The organism is Kribbella qitaiheensis (assembly GCF_042657745.1).
Taxonomy (GTDB): domain Bacteria; phylum Actinomycetota; class Actinomycetes; order Propionibacteriales; family Kribbellaceae; genus Kribbella; species Kribbella qitaiheensis.
The window spans coordinates 54227-77028 of sequence record NZ_JBHSKE010000075.1; the positions used below are offsets into that span (position 1 = coordinate 54227).

The following is a 22802-nucleotide window of genomic DNA, read 5'->3' on the forward strand; positions in this document are numbered from 1 at the left end:
TACCGATGCCGAGGGTCCGCGGCGGTCAACCTGAGCTCGACGGTACGTCGCCGGCCGCGTTGATGGCGGCCTCGACCAGATCCGCGGCTGTGGTGTCCCGGGTCCGGCGGCCGCGGTCGTAGTACTGGGTGGTGGAGATGGTGGCGTGGCCGACGTCCGCCTGGACGTGCTGGATGCGCGCGTCCTGCTCGAGGGCGATGGTCACGTAGGCATGGCGGAGGGCGTGGGGATGCACTCGATCGGCAACGTCGGCCAGCGCAGGACCGGCCTGTACTGCGATCCGCCGGAGCAAGGCGTTGACGTCGAAACGGGAGCAGCGTCCTCCGTCGCGCGTGGCGATCAGAGGCGTTCGTCCGGCGCTGGTTCGGCCGCGGAGTGCCGGGGTGGATGCTTCGCTGGTGCGGTCTCGCTCGGTCAGGTAGTCGCGGAGAGCGTCGGCTGCTAGATGGGTCAGGTAGACCTCGCGGTGGACGCCACCCTTTCCGAGGACACGCAGCATCGGCTCACCGCCGGACACGACGAGGCTGTCGCGGTCTAGGCCGACCAGCTCGGAGACACGGAGGCCCAGGGTCAGGAGGGCGACCACCGCCACCGCGCGGGCGGCGTACAGGTCGCGGTGCCGCGTGCGGTTGGGCAGTCGGGCGGCTGCGTCGAGGAGTGCCCGCAGTTGGCTTGCTGTCAGCCGGATGGTCGGCGAGGCGTCCCGGGCGGTGCTGCTGAGGCCGAGGCGGCTCCTGTTGAGTGCGGCCGGGTTTGCTGGGACGACGCCTGTCTCGGTGAGGTGGCCGTAGAAGGCGGAGAGTGTGGACAGCATCCGCTGCCTCGTCCGCTTCTCGGCTCCAGCCGCGTCCAGCTGATGCAGCCACGCCTTCACTTCGGTGCCGGTAGCTGCCCGCGGATCCAGCCCTCGGCTCGCACACCACCTGAACCACGCCAGCGGGTGCAGCGGCCCAGTCTTGCCGCCTGGCGCCCGGCCTGGTGTTTGTGTCTTCTCGGCGCTGGCGGATAGTCCCAGGGAGTCGACCCACTCGATGGGGAGGCCGAGCGCGTAGGCGTACGTCCGGCGAGTGCCGGCGTTCGCGTACTGCGTCAGCCAGTCGGCGACCTGCTCCCGCAAGACTTCCGGATCGACCACCCCCGGCCACTCGGCGGTCCCGGCCCTGCTGCCGCCCGTTGTGCCGGTCACTGCGGGCACTCGTGAGCTTGTGATTGCTGCTCTCGCGGCCTCCAGGACTGCGAGCGCGTCTGAGGGCGTATCCGAGGGCGGCATTTGGTGATTTTCGTCCACTCGGCAGGAGCTTTGGAGCTCCCACGCCGCGAGGTCGAACCAGAGCGGCCCTGCTTCATTGTAAAATATTCCAACCAACGGAAATCAGTGCAACGAATGGTGGTCGGTCGATGGACACACAGGGCTCCGGTACGTCGCCCCGGCGGTGGCAGGGCGTGCACAAGGCGCTCGCCGATCCCCTGCGCATCCGGCTCCTGGAGGCGCTGTGGGAAATGCCGCGGTCCGCACGTGAGCTCGCCGAACGCGCCGAGCTGCCGGCTGACCGGCTCTACTACCACCTGGGTCAGCTCGAACGGGCCGGGCTGATCGAGATTTCCGAATACCGGCCGCTGGCCCGCGGCAAGGTTGAGCGGGTCTATGCGCCGGCAGTCACAGAACCTCCAAGCGATGACGTGAGCCCGGAAGAGATGGTCGAGTTCCTCGGCTCGATGCTGGATGCCACCCGGGCCGACATCAACGCCGCCTACCGGTCCAAGCAGGCCGGCGGCCGGCGTGAGGTCGACGTGTACCGCGGTGCGCTGCGGCTGACCGAGGAGGCGCTCGCCGAACTCCGCGGCTACGTCGAACGGTTCGCCACCCGGTTTGCGGACCCCGACGCCCCGGGGGTCTGGACGCGAGTGGTTGTCGCGGCAGTCGACCTGCAGGACCGCCCGTCACCGGACGCCGTTGCACCCGAGTCTGAGAGGTCGCCATGAACAACGACAGCGAGGTCGCCACGAATAGCAGTGAGATCGCCACGAACGACAGCGAGGTCGCCACCAGCAACAGCGAGGTCGCCTCCAACAACAACGAGGAGGAGAGCACGACCAGCCCTGCGATACGAGCCTCGGACGCCGAGCGCGACCAGACCGCGGCGCAACTGCAACACCACTACGCGGTTGGCCGGCTGACACTGCCCGAGCTCGAAGGACGCGTCGCCGCGGCCCACGAAGCACGAACCCGCGAGCAACTCGACGCCCTCATGAGGGACCTGCCGAGCGAGGCGGAACGAGCCGCGTCACCCACCTATGAGATCGACTCCCGCCTACTGATCATCCTGCTGTGCACCTCGCCACCCGCGGCGCTCGTCTACTGGCTCATCTACTACATCCGCGAGAGAAATCTCTGAGAGCAGGGCCAGCACCTCACCCAACAAAACACTGGTTTCGTGGGGTTTTGGTTTGGTTTTGGAAACGCCGAATCAGTTACCGGGTTTTGTAACCGCTAACTTCTACGCTCACGGGCATGAGTGAGGACGCTGGACGGTGCGGGTACAGCAAGTGCCGGGCGGAGTTACCGGTACCCGGAGTGCAGGGTGGACGGCCGCGGAGTTTCTGCCGGGATACGCGCTGGGATGGCGGGCGGACCTGTTCGCAGATGGCACGGGCTGAGCGGGAGGCTCTGGGAGCGCTCGGGCTGGATGCCGGGAGCAGCACCTTCCGGCTGGACGCGGAGCGGCTCCGAGAGCACCTGGACAAGATTCGCGGACCAGTGGACGCGCTGACGGCTGCGCTCGACGCGGTGACAACGCGGCTGGATGAGGTTGAGGCAGCTGCTGTGGGAGCTGTCGAGGCTGCTCACTCCCAGGTCGCCGAGGCGGAGAGAGCTCGCGTCGCTGCCGAGGAAGCCCGGACGACTGCTGAACACCGGATGCGGCAGAGCGTGACCACAGCCGAGCGCGCCGCCAAGGAGCGCGCTGAGGCTGTCGAGCGGGCGAATGCTGCAGCGCGGCAGGCCCTGGAATCCACCGAAGCTCTGGGAGCCGCTCGGCAACAGGCTCAGGATGCGATCGCCGCACGCCAAGCTGCCGAAGTACAGCTGACCCGAGAAGCAGAACGCGCCACAACAGTCGAAGACCACGCACGCCAGGCCCTGGCCGCCGCGGAACAGCTGACCCGGGAAGCACTGACGACCGCCGACCGCGAGAAGCAGGAGGCCGTCGCTGCCGCCGAGCACGAGGGGCGGGTTGCGCTGGCCGCTGCGGATCACGAGAGGCAGGTCGCGCTGGCGGCTGCTGAGCAGAAAGCTCAGGAGAGTCTGGTCGCTGTGAAAGCAGAAGCGGCTGAGGCGATTGCGGCTGCTGAGGGTGAGGCTCGCAAGGTTGCGGATCGTGCTGAGATCGAGGGCCGGAGGATGGCGGGTGCGGTTCAGCTCGCCGCGGTTGAGCGGGATGCGGCTCGGGCGGCTGAAGGTGAGCGACGGGCCGAGGTCGAAGTACTGCGCGCTGAATTGGCCGCAGAGCGGGCCCGTGACCGGCGCCTCCATCCCGACGACCTCGACGCAGTACTAGCAGCCCTCACCAGCAACCCCACCCCGGCCGCCATCACCATCCCGGCGACCTCCCCCTAGCCACACCCCGGCCACCGCCACACCAACAACCTCCACGCCTAGCCGTACCCGACGACCTCCACGCCTAGCCACCCCTCAGCCACGGGCGCTACCTACCCTCCGGGCCCATCCCAGCCCGACGAGGCCCAGCCCGCACGACCAGGGCAGCGCCCGCCCGGCAACACCGCCCGGCCTGCCCACCCCAAACCTGCACGGACCCGCGAACAGGCGGCTTACCTCCTCGGGGACGGGTTCACCCACTGGCAGAGCAAGGGGCGAACCCCGACAAGAGGGGCGAACCCCCACAAGACAACCTCCACCAGCGGCACGTCGAGGACCTTCGTGGGCTGGTCGGCGGGTGGGTTCTGGGCGGGTTGGGGTTGTGCTCGGGCGGTGGTTAGGGGAATGGTGGCTTAACCAGGAGGAACGTCATGGCAGACAAGACGAATACTTCCCAGGGCGCCGGCGCTGCTCCCGTCGCGGAGAGCCCGGCCGCCATCCGTAACGTTGTGCTCGTCGGCCCGTCGGGTGCGGGCAAGACCACCCTCGTCGAGGCCTTGCTGGTCGCCTCCGGCGTGCTCACCAGACCGGGCAGCGTCGTGGAAGGTACGACGGTGTGCGACTGCGACGACGCGGAGATCCGGCAGCAACGGTCGGTCGGGCTGGCCCTCGCGCCTCTGCAGCACGACGGCATCAAGGTGAACCTGATCGACACCCCCGGGTACGCGGACTTCGTCGGCGAGCTCCGGGCCGGCCTGCGCGCAGCGGACTGCGCTCTCTTCGTGGTCGCGGCCAACGAGGCTGTGGACGAGCCGACCAAGGCGTTGTGGCAGGAGTGCGACCGCGTCGGGATGCCCCGGGCCGTCGTGATCACCAAGCTGGACCATGCCCGCGCGAACTATGAGAACGCGCTCTCCACGGCGCAGAACGCGTTCGGCGACAAGGTTCTGCCGCTCTACCTCCCGGCCGGCAAGGGGCTGATCGGGCTGCTCTCCCAGACGTACTACGAGTACGACGGCGGCAAGCGCAGCACGCACGCCCCGGACCCGCAGTACGCCGATCAGATCGAGGAACTCCGCGGCATCCTGATCGAGGGGATCATCGAGGAGTCCGAGGACGAGTCGCTGATGGAGCGCTATCTCGGCGGCGAGGAGATCGACCAGGCGGTGCTGATCGAGGACCTGGAGAGAGCGGTTGCCCGTGGTTCCTTCTTCCCGGTGATCCCGGTCTGCAGCGGCACCGGCCTCGGCACCCACGAACTGCTCGAGGTCGCGACCAGCGGCTTCCCGTCACCACTGGAGCACCCGCTGCCTGAGGTGTTCACCCCGCACGGCGTACCGCGCAGCAAGCTGGCCACCGATCCCTCGGGACCACTGCTCGCCGAGGTGGTGAAGACGACGTCGGACCCGTACGTCGGCAGGGTCAGCCTGGTGCGGGTGTTCTCCGGCACCATCAGGCCCGACACGACGGTTCACGTGTCGGGCCATTTCACGTCCTTCTTCGGTGAGGCCAACAGCCACGCGGACCACGACGAGGACGAGCGCATCGGCACGCTGTCGTTCCCCCTGGGCCGGCAACAGCGACCGGCCACCTCGGTCGTCGCGGGTGATCTGTGCGCGATCGGGCGGCTCACTCGGGCGGAGACCGGCGACACGTTGTCGGACAAGATGGATCCACTCCTGCTCAAGCCCTGGACGATGCCCGAGCCGCTGCTGCCGGTCGCAGTACAGGCTCATGCGAAGACGGACGAGGACAAGCTGTCGGTCGGGTTGCAGCGGCTCGCCGCCGAGGACCCGACGCTCCGGATCGAGCAGAATCCCGAGACCCACCAGATCGTCCTGTGGTGCATGGGCGAGGCGCACTCCGACGTGGTGCTCGACGCGCTGGCAAACCGGTACGGGGTGACCGTGGACACCGTGGAACTGCGCGTGCCGCTGCGGGAGACCTTCGGTGGCAAGGCGAAGGGCCACGGCCGGCACGTGAAGCAGTCCGGCGGCCACGGCCAGTACGCCGTCTGCGACATCGAGGTGGAACCGCTGCCGGAGGGCATGGAGTTCGAGTTCGTCGACAAGGTGGTCGGCGGCGCGGTGCCGCGGCAGTTCATCCCGAGCGTGGAGAAGGGGATCCGCGCGCAGATGGAGAGGGGCGTCGGCGCGGGCTATCCGATGGTGAACATCCGGGTGACCCTGCTCGACGGCAAGGCGCACAGCGTCGACTCGTCGGACATGGCGTTCCAGATGGCGGGTGGACTCGCTCTCCGCGAAGCTGCCACCGCGACCAAGGTGAACCTGCTCGAGCCGGTCGATCTCGTCTCCGTCCTCACGCCGGACGACCTGGTCGGCGCGGTGATGAGCGACCTGTCCGGCCGCCGCGGCAGACTGCTCGGCACCGAGCGCGTCGGTGAGGACCGCACGCTGGTGAAGGCGGAGGTCCCGCAGGTGGAGATCACCCGCTACGCGATCGACTTGCGCTCGCTGTCGCACGGCGCCGCGTCCTTCACCCGCAGCTTCGCGCGCTACGAAGCGATGCCCGAATCGGCCGCCGCCCGGATGAAGTCCTCCGCCTGACCTTCCGTACTGCGGTGCCGGCCGAAGGTGTCGCAAATGACCAACGACAACCACATCGACAACGAGATCTACGATCGCCTCGGCGACACCTGGTGGGGCGAGGACAACCCGCTCAACGTGCTGCAGGGAAGCTTCACCCCCGGGCGGCTCGGCTATTTCCGCGGGGTGCTCGAACGCACCGGGCGGGACCCGGCCGGACTGCGAGCCCTGGATGTCGGCTGCGGAGGCGGCTTCCTGGCCGAGGAGTTCGCCAAGCTTGGTTGTCAGGTCGTTGGGGTCGATCCGTCCCGAGTGTCCATCGCGACCGCCCAGCGCCACGCCACGTTGTCCGGTCTGAAGATCGAGTACGTCGTCGCGTCCGGCGAGTGTCTCCCGCTGGAGACCGCGTTCTTCGATCTCGCCTACTGCTGCGACGTTCTCGAGCACGTTGCGGACGTCGATCTGGTGATCCGCGAATCGGCCCGGGTGCTCAAGCCGGGCGGTCTCTACTTGTTCGACACGATCAACCGCACCGCCGTCAGCCACCTCTTCGCCATCAGCCTGCTGCAGAAGTGGCGGCTGACCAGGGTCATCGACACCGATCTGCACAACTGGGACATGTTCATCACGCCGTCCGAGCTCGGCGCTCACCTGCGGAGGCATCGGCTGAACCTCGACGAGGTCGTCGGCCTCGGCCCCCGAGCGAGTATGGCGAGCCTGCTCCGGTACTACGTACAACAGCGCCGCGGCCGGATCACCTTCGGCGAACTGAGCCGAAGGATGAACGTCGGCCAGGTGGATCGCACTGATATCTCCTACATGGGCTACGCCACGAAGGCAAACGCGACAGGCACTGACAGCGGCACCGCGGCCGACCTCAGCACCGCGACCGCCACCGACACAACATCGGCACCGGCCCCTAGCTGAGCCGGCGGCACCAGCCCTAGCTGAGTCGGCGGCGGATGTCCTTGCTGCGGAGATACGCGGCCACGTCGTCGTACCGCTCGGACTGGTTGGCGAATTCGATGTACGAGCGAACCCGGTGCAGCCAGTCGAGCGTGGACGGCTTCACCGTCGGGAGCGCGGTCGTCAGGTGCTGCATCGACAGCGGCGGTTCTCCGCCGGACGTGAGGGCCTCGTCAATCACCCGGTCCACCCCGCGCTCGACCAGCGCGCGCAGATCCGCGCCGCTGAACATCGGCGTCTGGTTCGCCAGCGCCTTGAGGTCCAGCCCCACGGACGGCACCTCCTTCACCAGCACCGAGAGGATGTCGGCGCGGGCCCGCTCGTCCGGCGGCGGCACGAAGATCACCCGGTCGAACCGTCCGGGCCGCAGCATCGCCTCGTCCACGTCCCACGGCGCGTTGGTCGCCGCCAGGACCAGGAGACCCTCGTTCTCGGAGCCGATCGCGTCGAGTTCCTGCAGCAGTACGTCGACCAGCCGGCGCGATTCCGAGCCGCCGTGCTTGTGCCGGGCGAAGGCCAGCGCGTCCAGCTCGTCGAGGAACAAGACGCAGGGCGCGTTCGCCCGGGCTCGCTCGAACGCGGCGTGCAGGTTGCGCTCGGACACCCCGAGGTAAGGGTCCATCACGTCTTCGATGCGCACGTTGACGAACGGCAGGCCGCACTCCCCCGCGGTCGCTCGGGCCAGCAGCGTCTTGCCGCAGCCGGGCGGTCCGTAGAGCATCACGCCGCCGCCGGCCTTCCGCCCGTACTTCTCGTACAGCTCGGGGCGGCTCAGCGGCAGGATCACCATCCGGTGGATGACCCGTTTGATCTCGTCCATCCCGCCGACCTGGTCGAAGGTGGTCGACTCCTTCGGGGTGTCGAACTCGAACGGAGCCTCGTCCTCCGGTCCGACCTTGATCTTGACGCCGCTGCGCTCGGCGATCAGCTCGTCGGCCAGTTGCTGCAGTCGCCCGGTACCCTCGACGACACCTGCCTGCCGAGCGGCTTCCAGGCAACTCCGCAGCAACGCGAGCCGGCCGTTCGCCGCCGCCAGCTCACCGACGACCACCAGCTGATCATCCGGAAGCCCTTGCTGATCGAGCAGTACGACGTACTGGTCGAGTGCGGGTTCGGTCTCACCGGCGGCGACCAGTGACTCGGCCAGTACGAGCCGGAGCAGTACGTCGTCCGGGCTGGCCTCGACCGCCTTGCGCAGGGCGGAGATCCGGTCGTTACTCATGAACCCCACTTCCGTTTGATCCAGCGGCGGACCAGCGGCGGCGCCACCCACGAGTACACGCAGAACGCGAACCAGCCGACGGCAACCACCGCGGCCAGCGGACCGAGCCCGGCGAGACGGAGACCGTAGATCACCGCGACCGCGCAGACCCAGATCACGAGCGGGTTGAACCGCTGGAACGGGCGGAGCGGCAGCAGCAGCGGGTGGTTGATCAGCTTCGCCTCGCGGGCGGCATCGCGTAGGTCCTGGTCGCCTGGATGCGATGACGCCGCGGACGCGAGAGAGCGGTATCCCGACTTCGAGTCGCCGGTCAGCATCGACGAGGCTCCGTGCAGTGCCCTGGCGCCGGGATCCTCGGGATCGTAGGAGAGCGCTTCCTGGCTGTGCCGGTGCATGTCCTTGTGCCTGCCCTGAGCGAACGCGACCTGCGCCCGGGCAGCGGAGACGGCAGCACTCTCCGGGGCATGCGACGCCGCGCGCTCGACGAGGGCGGCGGCCTTATCGGTCTGCCCTGCCGCGAGGCACACCATCGCGTAGCCGATCAGCAGGTCCGGATCGTTCGGGTCGAGGCTGAGGCCTTGGAGGTACGCCGCCTCGGCCTCGGGGAGATTCCCCGCCGCGCGAAGACTCGAGCCCAGGACCTGGAGCAGCGGGAGGAACGGGCCGTGGTGGGACAGGCCGTCCCGCAGTACGTCGGCTGCCTCTGCGTGGCGGTTGAGGGCGTGGAGGGCGGCGCCGCGGAACAGGTACGCACGGTAGTCGAGCGCGGCGTCGCCCCAGAGGCCCTGGAGCTCGTCGAGGGTGCGCTCGGGGTGTCCGATCTGCAGCCAGTGACCGGCCATCTGCAGTCTGGCCTCGGCTGGTTCGGTCACAATGCCACCACCACCAGCGCGAGCAGGAGCGCTTCGAGCAGGCCGAGTCCGATCACCGCGGCGATCCCCGGACCCCAGAGCGACCCGTACTCGCTGCCGCGCAACTGGAAAGCCCGGTCCATCGGCTGCTGGATCCGCAGTTGGGCCAGGCAGGCGACCACCGCGACCAGCCGGACCGCCACTCGGATGCCGGAGGAGGTCGAGGTGTCGTCGGCGAGCAAGGTGATCACGACGGCGGCCAGGCCGAGGCCGATCGCGCCGATGCCCAGGATCAGCCTGCGCTTGTCGGTCGGGACTCCGAGGCGTCGCGCGTTCAGGAAGGCGATCACCGTGGAGGCGATCACACCGCCGAAGAACGCGACGTACGTCTGAGACATCAGCCGCCAGGGCCGCGCGGACATGTCAACGCCGGCGCCGATGGTCGGGCGCAGCAGTTCGTCCGGCATGAGGCTCCCTCGGATTCGTCCGGCCCGCGAAGTGTAGGCCAGCCCCCACCCCCTTGTCCCCGCCTCCCCAGCTCTGCCACCGCTTGCGTCCGAACAACTGTGGGTCAGGGGCCTCAGTTCTTCGGACGCAACGGATGGCGCGGGCCGGTGGAAGGTGGCGGAGGGTGGCCGAAGGGGAGCACTAGGGTGGGGTGATGACTGAGAACTGCCTGTTCTGCGGGATCGTGGCCGGGACCATTCCGTCGCAGCAGATCGCCTCGAACGAACGGGCGATCGCCTTCATGGACATCAACCCGGCCACCCGCGGACACCTGCTGGTGATTCCCCGCGAGCACGCGACGGATCTGCGGGAGAGCGCTCCCGAGGATCTCATCGCCGCGACGCTGCTGGCCCAGTCCCTGGTCAGCCGCGTGATCGAGCGCCTGGACGCCGACGGCGCGAACCTGCTCAGCTGCATCGGCGCCGCCGCCTGGCAGAGCGTCTTCCACACCCACCTGCACGTCATCCCCCGCTACAAGGACGACCCGCTCCGACTCCCCTGGCACCCCACTTCGGGTGACGCCGAGGCCATCGCGGCCACCGCCGCCGAGCTTCGCTGAGGTTCTCCAGGGCGGTGTAACGCCAGGCCGGCTCGTGACACTGCAGGGGCGGAAGGATTTCGCCGAGAGCACCTGGGGTTGTCATGCCGAACGCCACAGCCGCACCCGCCTGCGACAAGACCGCCACCGCGGCTGTCCCGGCCACCAAGTCCGTCTGCGCGTCGGATCTCGCCCCGGGCACCGACGCGCCCGAGTCCGACGCTCCCAAGTCCGACGCCCCTGAGTCCAGCGCTCCCGGGACCGCCCCTCGCGGAACCGGACAGGCGGCGCCGCTGACGGTCGGAGTACGGCGGGCGTTGGGGCGGCGGTTGTTGCCGTTGCAGGTGGGGATCTTCCTGCAGGGGGTCGGCTTCTGGGTGCCGATCGAGAAGCTGTTCATGACCGAGATCGGCTTCGACGCCGCCACCATCGGCATCATGGCCGCCGCGTACGCCGCGCTGGTACCCCTGGTCGAGGTCGTCTCCGGCGTGCTGGCGGATCGCTGGTCGAGGCGCGGCGTCCTGATGACCGCCTGCCTCGCGATGCTCGTCAGCGTCCTGATCGGCGGCTTCAGCCACAACGTCATCACCTACATCGCGGCGGCGCTGATCCTCGGCGTCTACTTCGCGATGTACTCCGGCACCGTCGAGGCGATCGTCTACGACACCGTGCTCGAAGAGACCGGCGGCAGTGACGCGTACGAGCGCCAGATCGGCCGGGTTCGCTCGATCGAGGCGGTCGCCCTGGTCCTGAGCGCGTTGGCCGGCGGCTGGATCGCCGGCGCGACCTCGACGCGCCTGACCTACTTCCTGACCGTGCCTTTCATTGTGATCTCGCTGATCGTGCTCAGCCGCTTCCGCGAGCCGCGCCTGCACGAAACGAGTGAGCGCTCTCCGCTGTGGGAACACCTCAGGACGACGTACGGCGCGATCGTGCACCGCGGCCGGCTGATCCCGATCGCGGCCGCCTCGATCATGTCCGCGATGATCGTGCAGGCGGTCTTCGAGTTCGGGCCGCTCTGGCTGATCGCGCTCTCTGCGTCCGCGGTGATCTACGGACCGTTCTGGGCCGGCCTGGTCTCGACGCTCGGCCTCGGCGGACTCCTCGCAGGCAGGCTCCGGCTGGACCGGCCGATCACCGTGGTGGCCGTCGTGGTCGTGATGCTCGGCGCCTGCTTCACCCTGACCACCAGCCACAACCTGCTGGTGGTGACGACCGCGATGATCTTGCTCACCCTGCTCGTGCTGGTCGCCGGGATCCACGTCAGCAAGCTGATGCACGACGCGGTGCCGTCGACGATCCGGACCGGCGTCGCCTCCGGGATCAGCGCGGTGTCGTGGATGTTGTTCCTGCCGTTCGCACTGGGTTTCGGTGCCGTGAGCAAGCAGTCCGGCGTCTATGTCTCCGGCTGGATGTTCACCGCCGCGACCGCGCTCGCCGGGGCCGCGCTGCTGTGGGTCGTCGTCCGCCCGGTCCGGAAATGACGATCGGCCTGCTCGTGCCGACCCGGCGTACCGGCAGCGAAGGCTTCCGAGCCTGTACGGCGCACGGCCCGCTCCGTGACTACTCTGAGCCGATGGAGGGGCTCCCGCCGGACGAGGTGCTCACCGCCCGGCTGCGGCAGGGTGACGAGACCGCGTTCGCGCTGCTCCTGGACGGCTGGTCCGGCGGCATGCTGCGGCTGGCGAGGTCGTTCGTGTCGACCGAGGACTCTGCCGCCGAGGTGGTCCAGGAGACCTGGCTCGCGGTGATCGAGGGCATCGGGCGATTCGAGGGACGATCCTCGCTGAAGACCTGGGTCTACCGGATCCTCACCAACACCGCCAAGCGCCGGGGCACCCGCGAGCATCGCGTCGTACCGCTGAGCAGCGTGGACGACACCGGACCGACGGTGGATCCGGCCCGCTTCCGCCCGGCGGGTGACCCGTATCCCGGTCACTGGTGGGAGTTCCCGCCGGCCTGGCCGAACCCGGAGCAAGGCCTGCTCGGCAACGAAGTACGGGCGCTGCTTGCCGAAGCGCTTGCTGCTCTGCCTGATCGGCAGCGCGTGGTGATCACGCTGCGCGACGTCGAGGGCTACGCGGCCGAGGAGGTCTGCGAGCTGCTCGAAATCTCGGCGGCGAACCAGCGGGTACTGCTGCACCGCGCCCGCGCGTTCGTCCGAGGCAAACTGGAGGAGTACTACACCCAGGAGGCGACCCCGTGAACGATCTCGACTGCCAGCAGTTCGTCGAGCAAGTGACGTCGTTCCTCGAAGGCGACCTCGGCCCCGACGCCGAGCAACGCTTCATCGACCACCTCGCGCTGTGCGACGGCTGCGACCTCTATCTCGACCAGTTCCGCCAGACCGTGCAGGCCCTCGACGGGCTCCCAGCGGACTCGATCTCCCCCACCACCCGCTCCGCCCTCCTCGACGCCTTCCGATCGCAGACCTGAGTCTCAGCGAGCGACCAGATCGTAGACGGCCAGGATTTCGTCGATCAGCGCTTCCCAGTCATACCGCAGTACTGCGGTGAGCCCTGCCGCACAGAGTTTGTCGCGCTCGTCGACCGAGCCGAGAAGTCGCAGGGCCTGGTCGGCGAGAGCCGTCGCGTTGCCGGGTTCGAAGAGCTCGCCCAGGCGTCCACCGTCGAGCACCTGGCGGAAGGCAGCCAGATCGCTGGCGAGCACCGGGGCTCCCGCGGCCATCGCCTCCAGCAGCACGATGCCGAAGCTCTCGCCGCCCAGATGCGGCGCGACGTACACGTCCGAACCGGCGAGCATGTCCGCCCGCGCCGCATCGTCGATCGCACCCAGGAACAGCACGTTGTCCCGGCACGACGAGGGCAACGATCGGCGCGCGTCGTCCGCTTGACCTGTGCCGGCGACGAGCACCTTCAGGCCGGGTCTTTCAGCGAGCAACTGCGGCACGGCGGAGAGTAGTACGCCGAGACCCTTGCGCGGCTCGTCCATCCGGCCGAGGAAGCTGATCGTGCCGTCGCTGCCCTGCCACTCCGGACGGATCCGGCCGGCGAAGCGGTTCGTGTAGAGGCCGTTCGGGATCACCACGGCCTCGCCGCCGATGTGCTGGACCATCATCGAGCGCGCGTTCTCCGAGACCGCGATGCGCGCGTCGAGCTTCTCGAGCGCAGGGCGTAGAAGACCGGCCGCGGCGCTCATCGCCCGCGAGCGGACCTGCCAGGTGTGGAAGGTCGCCACGAAAGGACCATCACCCGCCCACAGTGCGATGATCGAGGCACTCGGGGTCATCGGCTCGTGCACGTGGACCACGTCGAAGTCGCCGTCCGCCAGCCAGGACCGCACCCGAGCCGCCGTGCGAGGCCCGAACGTCACGCGGGCCACCGAGCCGTTGTAGGGAACCCCGACGGCGTGACCGGCCGACACGACGTACGGCGGGGCCTCGTAGTCATCGACCGGGGCGAGGACCGAGACCTGATGGCCGCGGGCCAGCAGCGCCTCGGCCAGGTCGCGGACGTGGTTCTGGACCCCGCCGGGGGTGCCCAGCGAGTACGGGCAGACCACGCCGATCTTCATCAGTCCAGGAAGATTCGCTGCAGCATGTGCCAGTCCTGCGGGTGTTCCGCGATGCCCTCGGCGAAGGCGTCGGCGCAGCGCTGGGTCATCTGCGCCGGTCCCCCGGCCCGGTCGATCGGCTGGTGGAACGTGATCACGAGATCAGGGCCGTCGTAGTGCAGCGTCGCGGGGATCAGCGGTGCTCCGGTGCGGACGCTGAGAGCCGCCGGGCCGGCGGGCATCCGGGTGTGGCGGTCGAAGAACTTCACCGGTACACCTCGCTCCGACAGGTCCCGGTCCGCGACCAGGCAGACGAATCCGCCCGCCCGGAGCCGCTCCGCCAGTACTCCGAACACGTGCTCGTCGCTTCCGGTGAGTGGAAGCACCTCCATGCCGAGTTTCGCACGGTAGGCGACGAATCGGTCGAACAGGGATTCGGGGCGCAGCCGCTCCGCCACGGTCGACACCGGCATCCCGGTCCGGCCCGCCCAGGCGCCCGCGTGGTCGTAGTTCGCCAGGTGTGGGAGGGCGCAGATCACGCCCTTGCCGGCGCGGTGGGCGTCGCGGAGTACCTCCTCGTTGACCGTCCGCACCCGGCCGACGATGCGCTCGTCGTCCCACTCGGGCAGCCGGAACGCCTCCTGCCAGTAGCGCAGGTACGACCGCATCCCCGCTCGCGTCAGCGCGTCGAGCTCGGCGGTATCTGCTGTCGGGCGGACTACCGCCAGGTTGGAGCGCAGGCGTTGCACCCCGCGCCCGTTCCGCCGTACGACGAAGTCGGCCGCGTGCTGGAAGATCCACGTGACCACTCGCTCGGGCAACCGGCGTACCAGCGCCCAGGCGGCCGCGAACGCCAGATCAACCGCCCGCTGCCGCAGACCCTCCACGACTCAGGACGTCGCGGGCGGCACGTCAGCCCCGCCCGAGGAGTCCGGCCCGGTCGTGCCCGTTCCCGGAGTTTCCTGGGCTGGTGGGGTCGCCGTACCAGGGGTTGCCGTGCCAGGGGTGGTCGGCGGGGTGAGGCGGGCGTTGGCGGGGTCGGCGAGGACCTGCTTGCGGACGGAGAGGGTGCGCTGGACGACTGTGATGGTGCTGGCGACGGCGAGCGCGCAGAGCACGATCTTCAGCAGGATCGGGAGGTTCAGCACGTCGGAGAAGAACCCGATGACCAGCACCGATACCAGCCGGTCCGAGCGTTCCGCGATACCACCGCTCGCATGCAGGCCGAGGCTCTCCGCCTTCGCCCGCGCGTACGACGTGGTCGCGCCCATCACCAGCGCCCACAACGTCACGGCCGCCATCCACGGGGTGTCGCCCGCGCTGCCCGCGTAGTACAGGACGAGGCCGCCGAAGATCGCGCCGTCGCCGAGCCGGTCCAGGGTGGAGTCCAGGTAGGAACCCCACTTCGACGACGTACCCGAGGTACGGGCCATGTAGCCGTCGATCAGGTCGGAGAAGACGAAGCACGTGATCACGACCACGCCGAGCCAGATGTGGCCGCGCGGGAAGAAGATCAGCGCACCGGCGCAGACGCCGATGGTGCCGACCAGCGTGACGGCGTCGGCGCTCACACCGAGCCTGAGCAGGAGGTTGGCGATCGGCGAGATCACCTTGGTCCAGAACTGCCGGAATCTGTTAAGCATGGCGACGCGATCGTAGTCCAGCCGGATCACCATCGGGTGACAGCGCCACCCGGAAGGGTTCCGCGTGCCCCCGCCGGTGCCGCACCATGGCCTCACCGACCCCGGTCCCCCCACCGCTGAAGGGAGGTCCAATGACCACCCCCCGGACCACCCTCCACCCCCACCTCGCCGCGCTAGCCCACCTCCGGACTACCTCCAGCGACGTCCGTTGGCTGATCGTCCGGACCGCCACCACTCACCAAGCCGCGGATTCGAGCGGGCGCCGTCGCTCGCCACGCCTGGTGGACCCCACTCGGCAGCAGTTGGTGGGTGCTGGACGTCCGCCCCTCCTCAAGCGGGCACGCGCGGTGTTCCGGGGTTTGTTGGGCGGGGTGGTGGTGATTGCGCTGGTGGCGGGGTGTTCGGTGGCCCGGAAGGCGAATGAGGCTCGGCCGACGCCTGCGCCGCCCGCCGTGATGCCCACCGCGATAGCGCCTCCTCAGGCGGAGGGCCTGGACGGTACTGCGGGAGCACCCGGGCCGCAGGTGTGTTCGCTAGTGACTGGCCGGCTGAGCAAGGAACTCGGGTTCACCGTCACGGCCAAGCAGAACTCCTGGAACGACGGCGGCCTGCCCGCGCTCGACCTGTGCACCTTGATCCTCGACGATCGCCCGGTCGTCGTCGGAGTCACCGCGCTGCCCAAGCAGCCCGACTCCCTGGACCGGTTGATCGCCGGTACCGGCCAGATCGACCTGCTCCCCGAACTCGGCCCCGAAGCAAGGATCAGTACTTCGCGTGTCGTGTTCACCGTGGACGACCGGGTCGTACGGGTCAGCTCGGCAGGCGGCATCAACCTCGGCTATCCCGATGGCATCGACCGGATCAAGGCTGTCGCGATCAGCCGGGCCGTGCGCGACGTCGTACCGAGGGCTGAGCGCAACTCGCGGCAGTCTGATGCGGCGTGCCAGCTGTCCACCTCGGCGGCCGAACGGTTCGTCGGGGCGCTCGTGCAGTTGCGGCGGGACTACCGGGTGAACGGGGCGCTGACCTGCATCTGGGGAACCTTCGACGCGACCGTCTCGATCGTCGAGTCCTTCCACACGGACACCATCCCGGAGGCGAAGCAGTTCCCCTCGGCCAAACCGGCGCCGATCGGCAGCCCCGGCTACTACCTTCCCGACCAGGGCGAACTCGTCTTCCGCAAGGGCCGCCGAGTAGTCCGCGTGACAGGTCTGACCAACCCGGCCCGCGTGGTCCCGATCGAAACCCTCCTGGACATCGTCGAGCCGATGCTCCCGCTGTTCATCAAATAGCCCGCTGATCTTCACCATCAAGCAACCCGCTGCCCCATCAAGGAGCCCCGCCGCCGGACCTGAGGCGGGCCAAATGCGGGTTTGATCAAATCAGTGGGTGTTCAGAGGAGGTGGAAACGGGCGGTTGCACGCTACATTGCGTTCGTGAGCAGCTTTCCAGCGGCCGCGAGACGAGTACGTGACAGTGCTGAGGACCCTGTCACTCGCTTCTGGGCGCTGCGGGAATGCTCACTTCACTTCCCGTTGTACGGGTTTCGCGCCACCTGGCATCACCTGACCGTCCGGGCTGGGGTGCCGCAGCAACTATCCGAGGATCCTGAGTCGCTGATCCGTGCGCTCGATGAACTCGAGGAAGCCCGGCAGCACTGGCGGCTTCTTCAAGCGACGTTCGAGGCTCGTCGGCGGCGGGAGAAGGCTGTGGGCCAACGGCAACCAACCCTTGCCGACCGTTGGCTGACCGAGCAGACGCTTGCCTACTGCCCCGATCCGCAGCGTCATCCCGAAGAGCGGTTGGTCACCGTGCTCCATCGCCTGATCGACGCCAATCTCTCCAACCCGCAGCCCCAACCGACCTGCGCCATCTGCGGAACACCCCGGCCGGTCGACACCTACTGCACAGCCTGCGGCGTCGACCCCCGCGGCCCGGCCGCTCCCCTGCCAACCGGCCTCAGCAGCGAAGCCGGCACCCACTGGCACGACATCTGGCAACGCACCGCCCAGAAGCCCCGCGTCAGCCCTCGCGCCTAGCTCCTCCTGGTACGCCGGTCCGGGGTGCTGCCCCTCGCGGTCGCTGCCTTGACGACTGATCCTGCCCCTTGCGGTCGCGTCCGTTCGTACCTTCTTCCCCCGTGCGGCTGGCAGCTTGGTTAGGGGGTTGGCCAGGATTTGGCTAGGAGGGCTCGGGTGTCTGTCAGGAGTTGGGGGAGGACTTTGGTTTGGGCTACTACCGGCATGAAGTTGGTGTCGCCGCCCCAGCGAGGGACTACGTGCTGGTGGAGGTGGGCGGCTATGCCTGCGCCGGCTATCTCGCCCTGGTTCATGCCGATGTTGAAGCCGTGGGCCGCTGAGGCGATGCGAACTGCCTGCATGGCCTGCCGGGTCAGGGTGGCTACGTCCGAGACTTCCTCGGGGGTCAGGTCCGTGTAGTCGGCGACGTGGCGGTACGGCACGACCATCAGGTGGCCGGGGTTGTACGGGTACAGGTTCAGTACCGCGTACGCCGACGGGCCGCGGTGGACGATCAGGCCGTCGGCGTCGGGCAGGCTCGGAATCCGGCAGAACGGGCAGTCGTCACCCGATGAAGTGCTGGTCGGCTTGTTGTCCCCGGCGACGTACGCCATCCGGTGTGGGGTCCAGAGCCGCAGGAACGGGTCGGGCACGCCCATCCCGTCCTGCCGCACCAGCTCCTCCGGCTCGTACGGCGAACCACCCGCCGGCGCGGAGCCGGGCGGGTCGTCGCCGGGGAGGTCGGTCATACCTGGGCGCGCTTCTGGACTGTGTCGACGATCTCTGCGACGGCTTCGGCAATCGGGATGCCGTTCTTCTGGGTGCCGTCGCGGTAGCGGAAGGAGACCGAGCCGGCGGCCATGTCGTCGTCGCCGGCGATCAGCATGTACGGCACCTTGGCCTTCTGGGCGTTGCGGATCTTCTTCTGCATCCGGTCGTCGGACGAGTCGATCTCGATCCGGATCCCCCGCTCCTTGAGCTGGGTGGCGACCTCGTAGAGGTAGTCGACGTGACCGTCGGTGATCGGGATGCCGATCACCTGGACCGGCGCGAGCCAGGGCGGGAAGGCGCCGGCGTAGTGCTCGGTGAGGACGGCGACGAACCGCTCGATCGAGCCGAACAGCGCGCGATGGATCATCACCGGACGCTGCCGGGAGCCGTCGGGCGCGGTGTACTCCAGCTCGAACCGCTCCGGCAGGTTGAAGTCCAGCTGGATCGTCGACATCTGCCAGGTCCGGCCGATCGCGTCGCGGGTCTGCACCGAGATCTTCGGTCCGTAGAAGGCCGCGCCGCCCGGATCCGGCACGAGCTCCAGCCCCGAACCCTCGGCGACCTCCCGGAGCGTCTCGGTGGCCTCCTCCCAGACCTCGTCCGACCCGACGAACTTCTCCGGGTTCTTGGTGGAGAGCTCGAGGTAGAAGTCGTCCAGCCCATAGTCGGCGAGCAGGCCGAGCACGAAGGTGAGCAGGTCGCGCAGCTCGTCGCGCATCTGCTCGCGGGTGCAGTAGATGTGCGCGTCGTCCTGGGTGAAGCCGCGGGCCCTGGTCATGCCGTGGACGACGCCGGACTTCTCCAGCCGGTACACGGTGCCGAACTCGAACAGCCGCAGCGGCAGCTCCCGGTACGACCGGCCGCGCGCGTCGAAGATCAGGTTGTGCATCGGGCAGTTCATCGGCTTCAGGTAGTAGTCCTGGCCCTGCTTGCGGAGCTCCCCGTCCGGCCCGCGCTCCTCGTCCAGGTGCATGGGCGGGTACATGCCGTCGGCGTACCAGTCCAGGTGGCCCGAGGTCTCGAACAGGTGCGCCTTGGTGATGTGCGGGGTGTAGACGAACTCGTACCCGTCCTCGACGTGGCGCTGGCGCGAGTAGTCCTCCATCACCTTGCGGAGCACGCCACCCTTGGGGTGGAAGACCGCGAGGCCGGAGCCGATCTCGTCGGGGAAGCTGAACAGGTCGAGCTCGGTGCCGAGCTTGCGGTGGTCGCGCTTGGCAGCCTCCTCCAGCCGGGTCAGGTACGCCTTCAGGGCGTCCCGGGTGTCCCAGGCCGTCCCGTAGATCCGCTGCAGCTGCGGGTTCTTCTCGCTCCCCCGCCAGTACGCCGCGGCGACCCGCATCAGCTTGAAGTTGCCCAGATACCCGGTGGCGGGCACGTGCGGCCCGCGGCACAGATCCTTCCAGGCGACCGTGTCGTCGCGCCGGATGTTGTCGTAGATCGTCAGCTCACCGGCGCCGACCTCGACCGAGGCACCCTCGGCCGCGTCCGCCGAGGCCGATCCCTTGATCCCGATCAGCTCGAGCTTGTACGGCTCGGAAGCCAGCTCCGCACGCGCGTCGTCGTCCGAGACCACCCGGCGGCTGAACCGCTGCCGCTCCTTGATGATCTGCTGCATCTTCTTCTCGATCTTCGTCAGGTCCTCCGGGGTGAACGGAGTCGCCACGTCGAAGTCGTAGTAGAACCCGTTCTCGACTGGCGGGCCGATGCCCAGCTTGGCGTCGGGGAACAGATCCTGGACCGCCTGGGCGAGGACGTGCGCGGTCGAGTGCCGGATGATCGCCAGCCCGTCCAGGGACGATGCCTTCACCGGCTCGATCTCGTCGCCGTCGGACACCACCCGGGCCAGGTCGCGCAGCTCTCCGTTGACCCTGGCGGCGATCGCGGAGCGGTCCTGACCGAAGATCTCGGCGAACAGCTCCCCGACGGTCGTCGTCTCGGTCACACTCCGCTCAGCCTCGCCCTCGACGCCGATCAGATGGACCTTGACTTCCGACACGTTCACTCCTCGAGTACGCCGACCCGCCGTGCGCGGGCCATCACACCGCAGATGGTATCGACTCGCGCTCCGCACCCGCGCAGCCCGTCCACAGGCCCCCGGCAAGCGCGCCCGAAGAACCTGACGAAAGTCGGGGGTCGGCGACGCCGGAAGTCCGATGTGCCGAACCGCACGGATTCCTAGGTTCGTAGTGACACTGCGAACCAGGAAGGCTCCGTGTGATCACCCTCGAACGACTCAGCAAGCGCTACGGCGACACCCGTGCCGTCGACGCGCTCGACCTGACCGTCTCCCCCGGCCGGGTGACGGGCTTCCTCGGCCCGAACGGGGCCGGCAAATCCACCACCATGCGGATGATCCTCGGCCTCGACACCCCGACCGAGGGTTCCGCTCTGGTCGACGGACGCCCGTACTCCGCGTGGCCCGTCCCGCTCGCAAAGGTGGGAGCGCTGCTCGACGCGAAGGCGCTTCACCCGCGCAGGACGGCGCGCAACCACCTGATCGCGATGGCTCGCAGCAACGGGATCCCCGTCAGCCGGGTCGACGAGGTGCTCGCGATCGTCGGCCTGGACACCGTCCGCCAGAAGAAGGCCGGGCAGTTCTCCCTCGGCATGGGCCAGCGGCTCGGCATCGCGGGCGCTCTCCTCGGTGACCCCGAGGTGCTGATGTTCGACGAACCTGTGAACGGCCTCGACCCCGACGGCGTCCGCTGGGTCCGCCAGTTGATGCGCTCCCTGGCGGCGGAGGGACGCACGGTGTTCGTGTCGAGCCACCTGATGAGTGAGATGCAGCTGACCGCCGACCAGCTCGTGGTGATCGGTCGCGGCAAGTTGATCGCCGACGCCCCGATCGCGGAGGTAATCGCAGGCTCGTCCCGCACCACTGTCCGCGTACGAGTCCCCGTGCGCGCCGACCTCGCAGTACTGCGCGAGCGGCTAGCGGAAGAGGCCGAGTCCGTGTCAGCGCTGGCCCCGTCCGGTGAGGCGGCTGACCAGCTGATCGTGACCGGACTGTCGGCCGAGCGGGTCGGCGACCTCGCGCACGAGCTCGGAGTACGGCTGCATGAGCTCTACACCGAGCGGGCGTCGCTCGAAGAGGCCTACATGGAGCTCACCGCGGACAGCGTCCAGTACGGCGTGGCGGCAGCGTCATGAGCGAGGCGATCCTGCACCTCACCCACGAACTGATGTCGTCGTGGTGGATCTACCTCGCCCTGTTCGGGTTCGCTGCCCTAGACGGCTTCTTCCCGGCGATCCCGAGCGAGACCCTCGTCGTTACGGCTGGTGTGTTCGCCGCCACCGGCGAGCCCAACCTGTACGGCGTGATCGCGATCGCCGCGGCCGGCGCCTTCGTCGGGGACCACGTGTCCTACGCACTCGGCCGTGGCGCGGGCGGCCGCCTGCTCGACCGGTTCGAGCCGAGCACCAAGCGGCACGCCATGACCGTCTGGGCCCGCAACGCCCTCGCCGAACGGGGCGGCCTGGTCTTGGTGGTCGCCCGCTACATCCCCGGCGGCCGTACCGCGGTGACGCTCACGATGGGCGCGGTTCGCTACCCAGCACGCAACTTCTCCCTCTTCGCCGGTCTCGCAGCAGTCTCCTGGGGCCTCTACTGCTCCCTCGTCGGCTACATCGGCGGCAAGGCGTTCGAGGACAACCCGCTCAAGGGCGTCGTGCTCGGCATCGGCCTTGCCCTCACCGTGACGTTGATCGTCGAGGTCGTCCGGCACCAGCGCCGCAAACGCCGTACCCCTGAACCTCAGCTCGAGGCGGAGGCCGAACTGATGAAGGCAGGAGAAAGATGACCACGGCAACCATCACGCTCGGGCAGAGGTCGAGCCACGGCGGACTCGCCGGGGCGATCGCGTCGGAGTGGACCAAGGTGTGGTCGGTTCGGTCCAGCTGGCTGAACATCGTCGCGGCGGTTCTGCTGACGGCGTTGCTCGGAGTGCAGTTCGGCTTCAGCACCGCCTACGACAACACTCACCTCCGGCCGGGACACGTTGCCGAGCAGGTTGCCGTCGGCAGTGTCGGCGTGAGCGCGATGATCATCGTGCAGGTGGTGGTCGCGGCGTTCGCGCTCCTCCAGGTGACGTCGGAGTACTCGACCGGCAGCATCCGCTCGACGCTGCAATGGACCCCGGTACGCCGGAACGTGGTGCTCGGCAAAGCCGTCGTGCTGGGGCCGCCGTTGTTCGCCTACGGGCTACTGCTCGGGGCGATCGCGGCGGTTAGCGGCGGACTCGCGATGGGTGAATGGGCCGACTGGGACCTCGCCACCCTGGTGGTCGACCTGGTCTCGATCGCCGCCTACCTCACGCTCGGCGGATTGTTCACGCTAGGGATCGCGTTCGTCATCCGGAGTACGGCGGGGACGTTGACGGCGGCGTTCCTGATGTTGCTGGTCCTGCCGATGATGCTCGGGCAGAGCAGTCTGCGCGCGCTGGTCTGGCTGGCGGCGCTGCTCCCCGGTGGAGCCGGTCAGAGCTTCCTGTCCGGGTCGACCGACCCGCTGTCCCCCACGATCAGCTTCATCGTGCTCATCGCCTGGACCGTCGGCGGACTGGCCTTCGGCCTGAAGCTCCTCCAACGCCGCGACGCCTGAGCTGGAGGTTGCCGAGAACAGGAGCCTCA

General features: G+C 68.6%; 23 protein-coding genes. 14 read left to right on the plus strand and 9 right to left on the minus strand.

The genetic code is table 11. The features are described from left to right. Positions 1 to 25: 25 nt before the first annotated feature. Positions 26 to 1186: a tyrosine-type recombinase/integrase gene (locus tag ACFPJ1_RS39125; protein ID WP_380111403.1), complete on the minus strand. Its 1161-nt coding sequence runs from the start codon at positions 1184 to 1186 to the stop codon at positions 26 to 28. A gap of 212 nt (positions 1187 to 1398) precedes the next feature. On the opposite strand from ACFPJ1_RS39125, the gene ACFPJ1_RS39130 reads away from it, so the two are divergent. From ACFPJ1_RS39130 to ubiG, 5 genes are all read left to right on the plus strand, one after another. Then, the gene (locus ACFPJ1_RS39130; protein WP_380111404.1) at positions 1399 to 1983 is read left to right on the plus strand and encodes an ArsR/SmtB family transcription factor; all 585 of its coding nucleotides are present in this window, start codon (positions 1399 to 1401) and stop codon (positions 1981 to 1983) included. Then, positions 1980 to 2396 (plus strand): DUF1707 SHOCT-like domain-containing protein, encoded by a 417-nt coding sequence (locus ACFPJ1_RS39135; RefSeq protein WP_380111405.1) that lies wholly within the window; start codon positions 1980 to 1982, stop codon positions 2394 to 2396. Before ACFPJ1_RS39130 ends, ACFPJ1_RS39135 begins: the two co-directional genes overlap by 4 nt. Positions 2397 to 2644: 248 nt before the next feature. Beyond that, positions 2645 to 3616 (plus strand): coiled-coil domain-containing protein, encoded by a 972-nt coding sequence (locus ACFPJ1_RS39140; protein WP_380111406.1) that lies wholly within the window; start codon positions 2645 to 2647, stop codon positions 3614 to 3616. Positions 3617 to 4026: 410 nt separating this feature from the next. Further along, on the plus strand, positions 4027 to 6162 hold the full coding sequence (locus ACFPJ1_RS39145) for an elongation factor G-like protein EF-G2 (protein ID WP_380111408.1): 2136 nt from the start codon (positions 4027 to 4029) through the stop codon (positions 6160 to 6162). 36 nt (positions 6163 to 6198) lie between these two features. Beyond that, positions 6199 to 7068 carry a bifunctional 2-polyprenyl-6-hydroxyphenol methylase/3-demethylubiquinol 3-O-methyltransferase UbiG gene (gene ubiG, locus ACFPJ1_RS39150; protein ID WP_380111409.1) on the plus strand — a complete coding sequence of 290 codons (870 nt, stop codon included), beginning with the start codon at positions 6199 to 6201 and terminating at the stop codon, positions 7066 to 7068. Between the two features lie 16 nt (positions 7069 to 7084). Here the strand turns inward: ubiG and ACFPJ1_RS39155 are convergent, their stop codons facing one another. Genes ACFPJ1_RS39155 through ACFPJ1_RS39165 form a run of 3 tightly spaced genes read right to left on the minus strand, consistent with a single transcriptional unit; the run spans position 7085 to position 9647 of the window. Beyond that, the gene (locus tag ACFPJ1_RS39155; protein ID WP_380111410.1) at positions 7085 to 8329 is read right to left on the minus strand and encodes a tetratricopeptide repeat protein; all 1245 of its coding nucleotides are present in this window, start codon (positions 8327 to 8329) and stop codon (positions 7085 to 7087) included. Continuing rightward, entirely contained in the window at positions 8326 to 9201 is an 876-nt protein-coding gene (locus ACFPJ1_RS39160; protein WP_380111411.1) for a tetratricopeptide repeat protein, read from the minus strand. The genes ACFPJ1_RS39155 and ACFPJ1_RS39160 overlap by 4 nt, the downstream gene beginning before the upstream one ends. After that, positions 9198 to 9647, minus strand: coding sequence for a hypothetical protein (locus ACFPJ1_RS39165; RefSeq protein WP_380111412.1), 450 nt, complete (start codon positions 9645 to 9647; stop codon positions 9198 to 9200). The genes ACFPJ1_RS39160 and ACFPJ1_RS39165 overlap by 4 nt, the downstream gene beginning before the upstream one ends. Positions 9648 to 9841: 194 nt before the next feature. Between ACFPJ1_RS39165 and ACFPJ1_RS39170 the strand changes: the two genes are divergently transcribed. From ACFPJ1_RS39170 to ACFPJ1_RS39185, 4 genes are all read left to right on the plus strand, one after another. Next, positions 9842 to 10246 carry an HIT family protein gene (locus ACFPJ1_RS39170; protein WP_380111413.1) on the plus strand — a complete coding sequence of 135 codons (405 nt, stop codon included), beginning with the start codon at positions 9842 to 9844 and terminating at the stop codon, positions 10244 to 10246. 83 nt (positions 10247 to 10329) lie between these two features. Beyond that, on the plus strand, positions 10330 to 11709 hold the full coding sequence (locus ACFPJ1_RS39175) for an MFS transporter (protein WP_380111415.1): 1380 nt from the start codon (positions 10330 to 10332) through the stop codon (positions 11707 to 11709). Beyond that, complete coding sequence (locus ACFPJ1_RS39180) at positions 11706 to 12431, plus strand: RNA polymerase sigma factor (protein WP_380111416.1); 726 nt, start codon at positions 11706 to 11708, stop codon at positions 12429 to 12431. Before ACFPJ1_RS39175 ends, ACFPJ1_RS39180 begins: the two co-directional genes overlap by 4 nt. Continuing rightward, on the plus strand, positions 12428 to 12661 hold the full coding sequence (locus ACFPJ1_RS39185; RefSeq protein ID WP_380111418.1) for an anti-sigma factor family protein: 234 nt from the start codon (positions 12428 to 12430) through the stop codon (positions 12659 to 12661). Before ACFPJ1_RS39180 ends, ACFPJ1_RS39185 begins: the two co-directional genes overlap by 4 nt. Positions 12662 to 12664: 3 nt before the next feature. Here the strand turns inward: ACFPJ1_RS39185 and ACFPJ1_RS39190 are convergent, their stop codons facing one another. The 3 genes from ACFPJ1_RS39190 to pgsA are packed head-to-tail and all read right to left on the minus strand — an operon-like array spanning position 12665 to position 15381. After that, entirely contained in the window at positions 12665 to 13759 is a 1095-nt protein-coding gene (locus tag ACFPJ1_RS39190; RefSeq protein WP_380111419.1) for a glycosyltransferase family 4 protein, read from the minus strand. Further along, positions 13759 to 14625, minus strand: a complete 867-nt coding sequence (locus ACFPJ1_RS39195) for a phosphatidylinositol mannoside acyltransferase (protein WP_380111420.1) — start codon at positions 14623 to 14625, stop codon at positions 13759 to 13761. The genes ACFPJ1_RS39190 and ACFPJ1_RS39195 overlap by 1 nt, the downstream gene beginning before the upstream one ends. Before the next feature lie 3 nt (positions 14626 to 14628). Continuing rightward, positions 14629 to 15381 carry a phosphatidylinositol phosphate synthase gene (gene pgsA, locus ACFPJ1_RS39200; protein WP_380111422.1) on the minus strand — a complete coding sequence of 251 codons (753 nt, stop codon included), beginning with the start codon at positions 15379 to 15381 and terminating at the stop codon, positions 14629 to 14631. Positions 15382 to 15512: 131 nt separating this feature from the next. Here pgsA and ACFPJ1_RS39205 point away from each other — a divergent pair, with 131 nt between their 5' ends. After that, positions 15513 to 16673 carry a hypothetical protein gene (locus ACFPJ1_RS39205; protein WP_380111423.1) on the plus strand — a complete coding sequence of 387 codons (1161 nt, stop codon included), beginning with the start codon at positions 15513 to 15515 and terminating at the stop codon, positions 16671 to 16673. A 144-nt stretch (positions 16674 to 16817) separates the two neighbouring features. Next, positions 16818 to 17420: a hypothetical protein gene (locus ACFPJ1_RS39210; RefSeq protein WP_380111424.1), complete on the plus strand. Its 603-nt coding sequence runs from the start codon at positions 16818 to 16820 to the stop codon at positions 17418 to 17420. Positions 17421 to 17539: 119 nt separating this feature from the next. On the opposite strand, the gene ACFPJ1_RS39215 is transcribed toward ACFPJ1_RS39210, so the two are convergent. Then, the gene (locus tag ACFPJ1_RS39215; RefSeq protein WP_380111425.1) at positions 17540 to 18148 is read right to left on the minus strand and encodes an HIT family protein; all 609 of its coding nucleotides are present in this window, start codon (positions 18146 to 18148) and stop codon (positions 17540 to 17542) included. Then, positions 18145 to 20169 carry a threonine--tRNA ligase gene (thrS, locus tag ACFPJ1_RS39220; protein WP_380111426.1) on the minus strand — a complete coding sequence of 675 codons (2025 nt, stop codon included), beginning with the start codon at positions 20167 to 20169 and terminating at the stop codon, positions 18145 to 18147. Before thrS ends, ACFPJ1_RS39215 begins: the two co-directional genes overlap by 4 nt. A gap of 218 nt (positions 20170 to 20387) precedes the next feature. On the opposite strand from thrS, the gene ACFPJ1_RS39225 reads away from it, so the two are divergent. From ACFPJ1_RS39225 to ACFPJ1_RS39235, 3 genes are read left to right on the plus strand one after another with little or no spacing between them, the layout of a single operon-like run. Continuing rightward, positions 20388 to 21323: an ABC transporter ATP-binding protein gene (locus tag ACFPJ1_RS39225; RefSeq protein ID WP_380111427.1), complete on the plus strand. Its 936-nt coding sequence runs from the start codon at positions 20388 to 20390 to the stop codon at positions 21321 to 21323. Further along, positions 21320 to 21973 (plus strand): DedA family protein, encoded by a 654-nt coding sequence (locus tag ACFPJ1_RS39230; RefSeq protein WP_380111429.1) that lies wholly within the window; start codon positions 21320 to 21322, stop codon positions 21971 to 21973. The genes ACFPJ1_RS39225 and ACFPJ1_RS39230 overlap by 4 nt, the downstream gene beginning before the upstream one ends. Further along, on the plus strand, positions 21970 to 22773 hold the full coding sequence (locus tag ACFPJ1_RS39235) for an ABC transporter permease (RefSeq protein WP_380111431.1): 804 nt from the start codon (positions 21970 to 21972) through the stop codon (positions 22771 to 22773). Before ACFPJ1_RS39230 ends, ACFPJ1_RS39235 begins: the two co-directional genes overlap by 4 nt. The last annotated feature ends 29 nt before the right edge of the window (positions 22774 to 22802 follow it).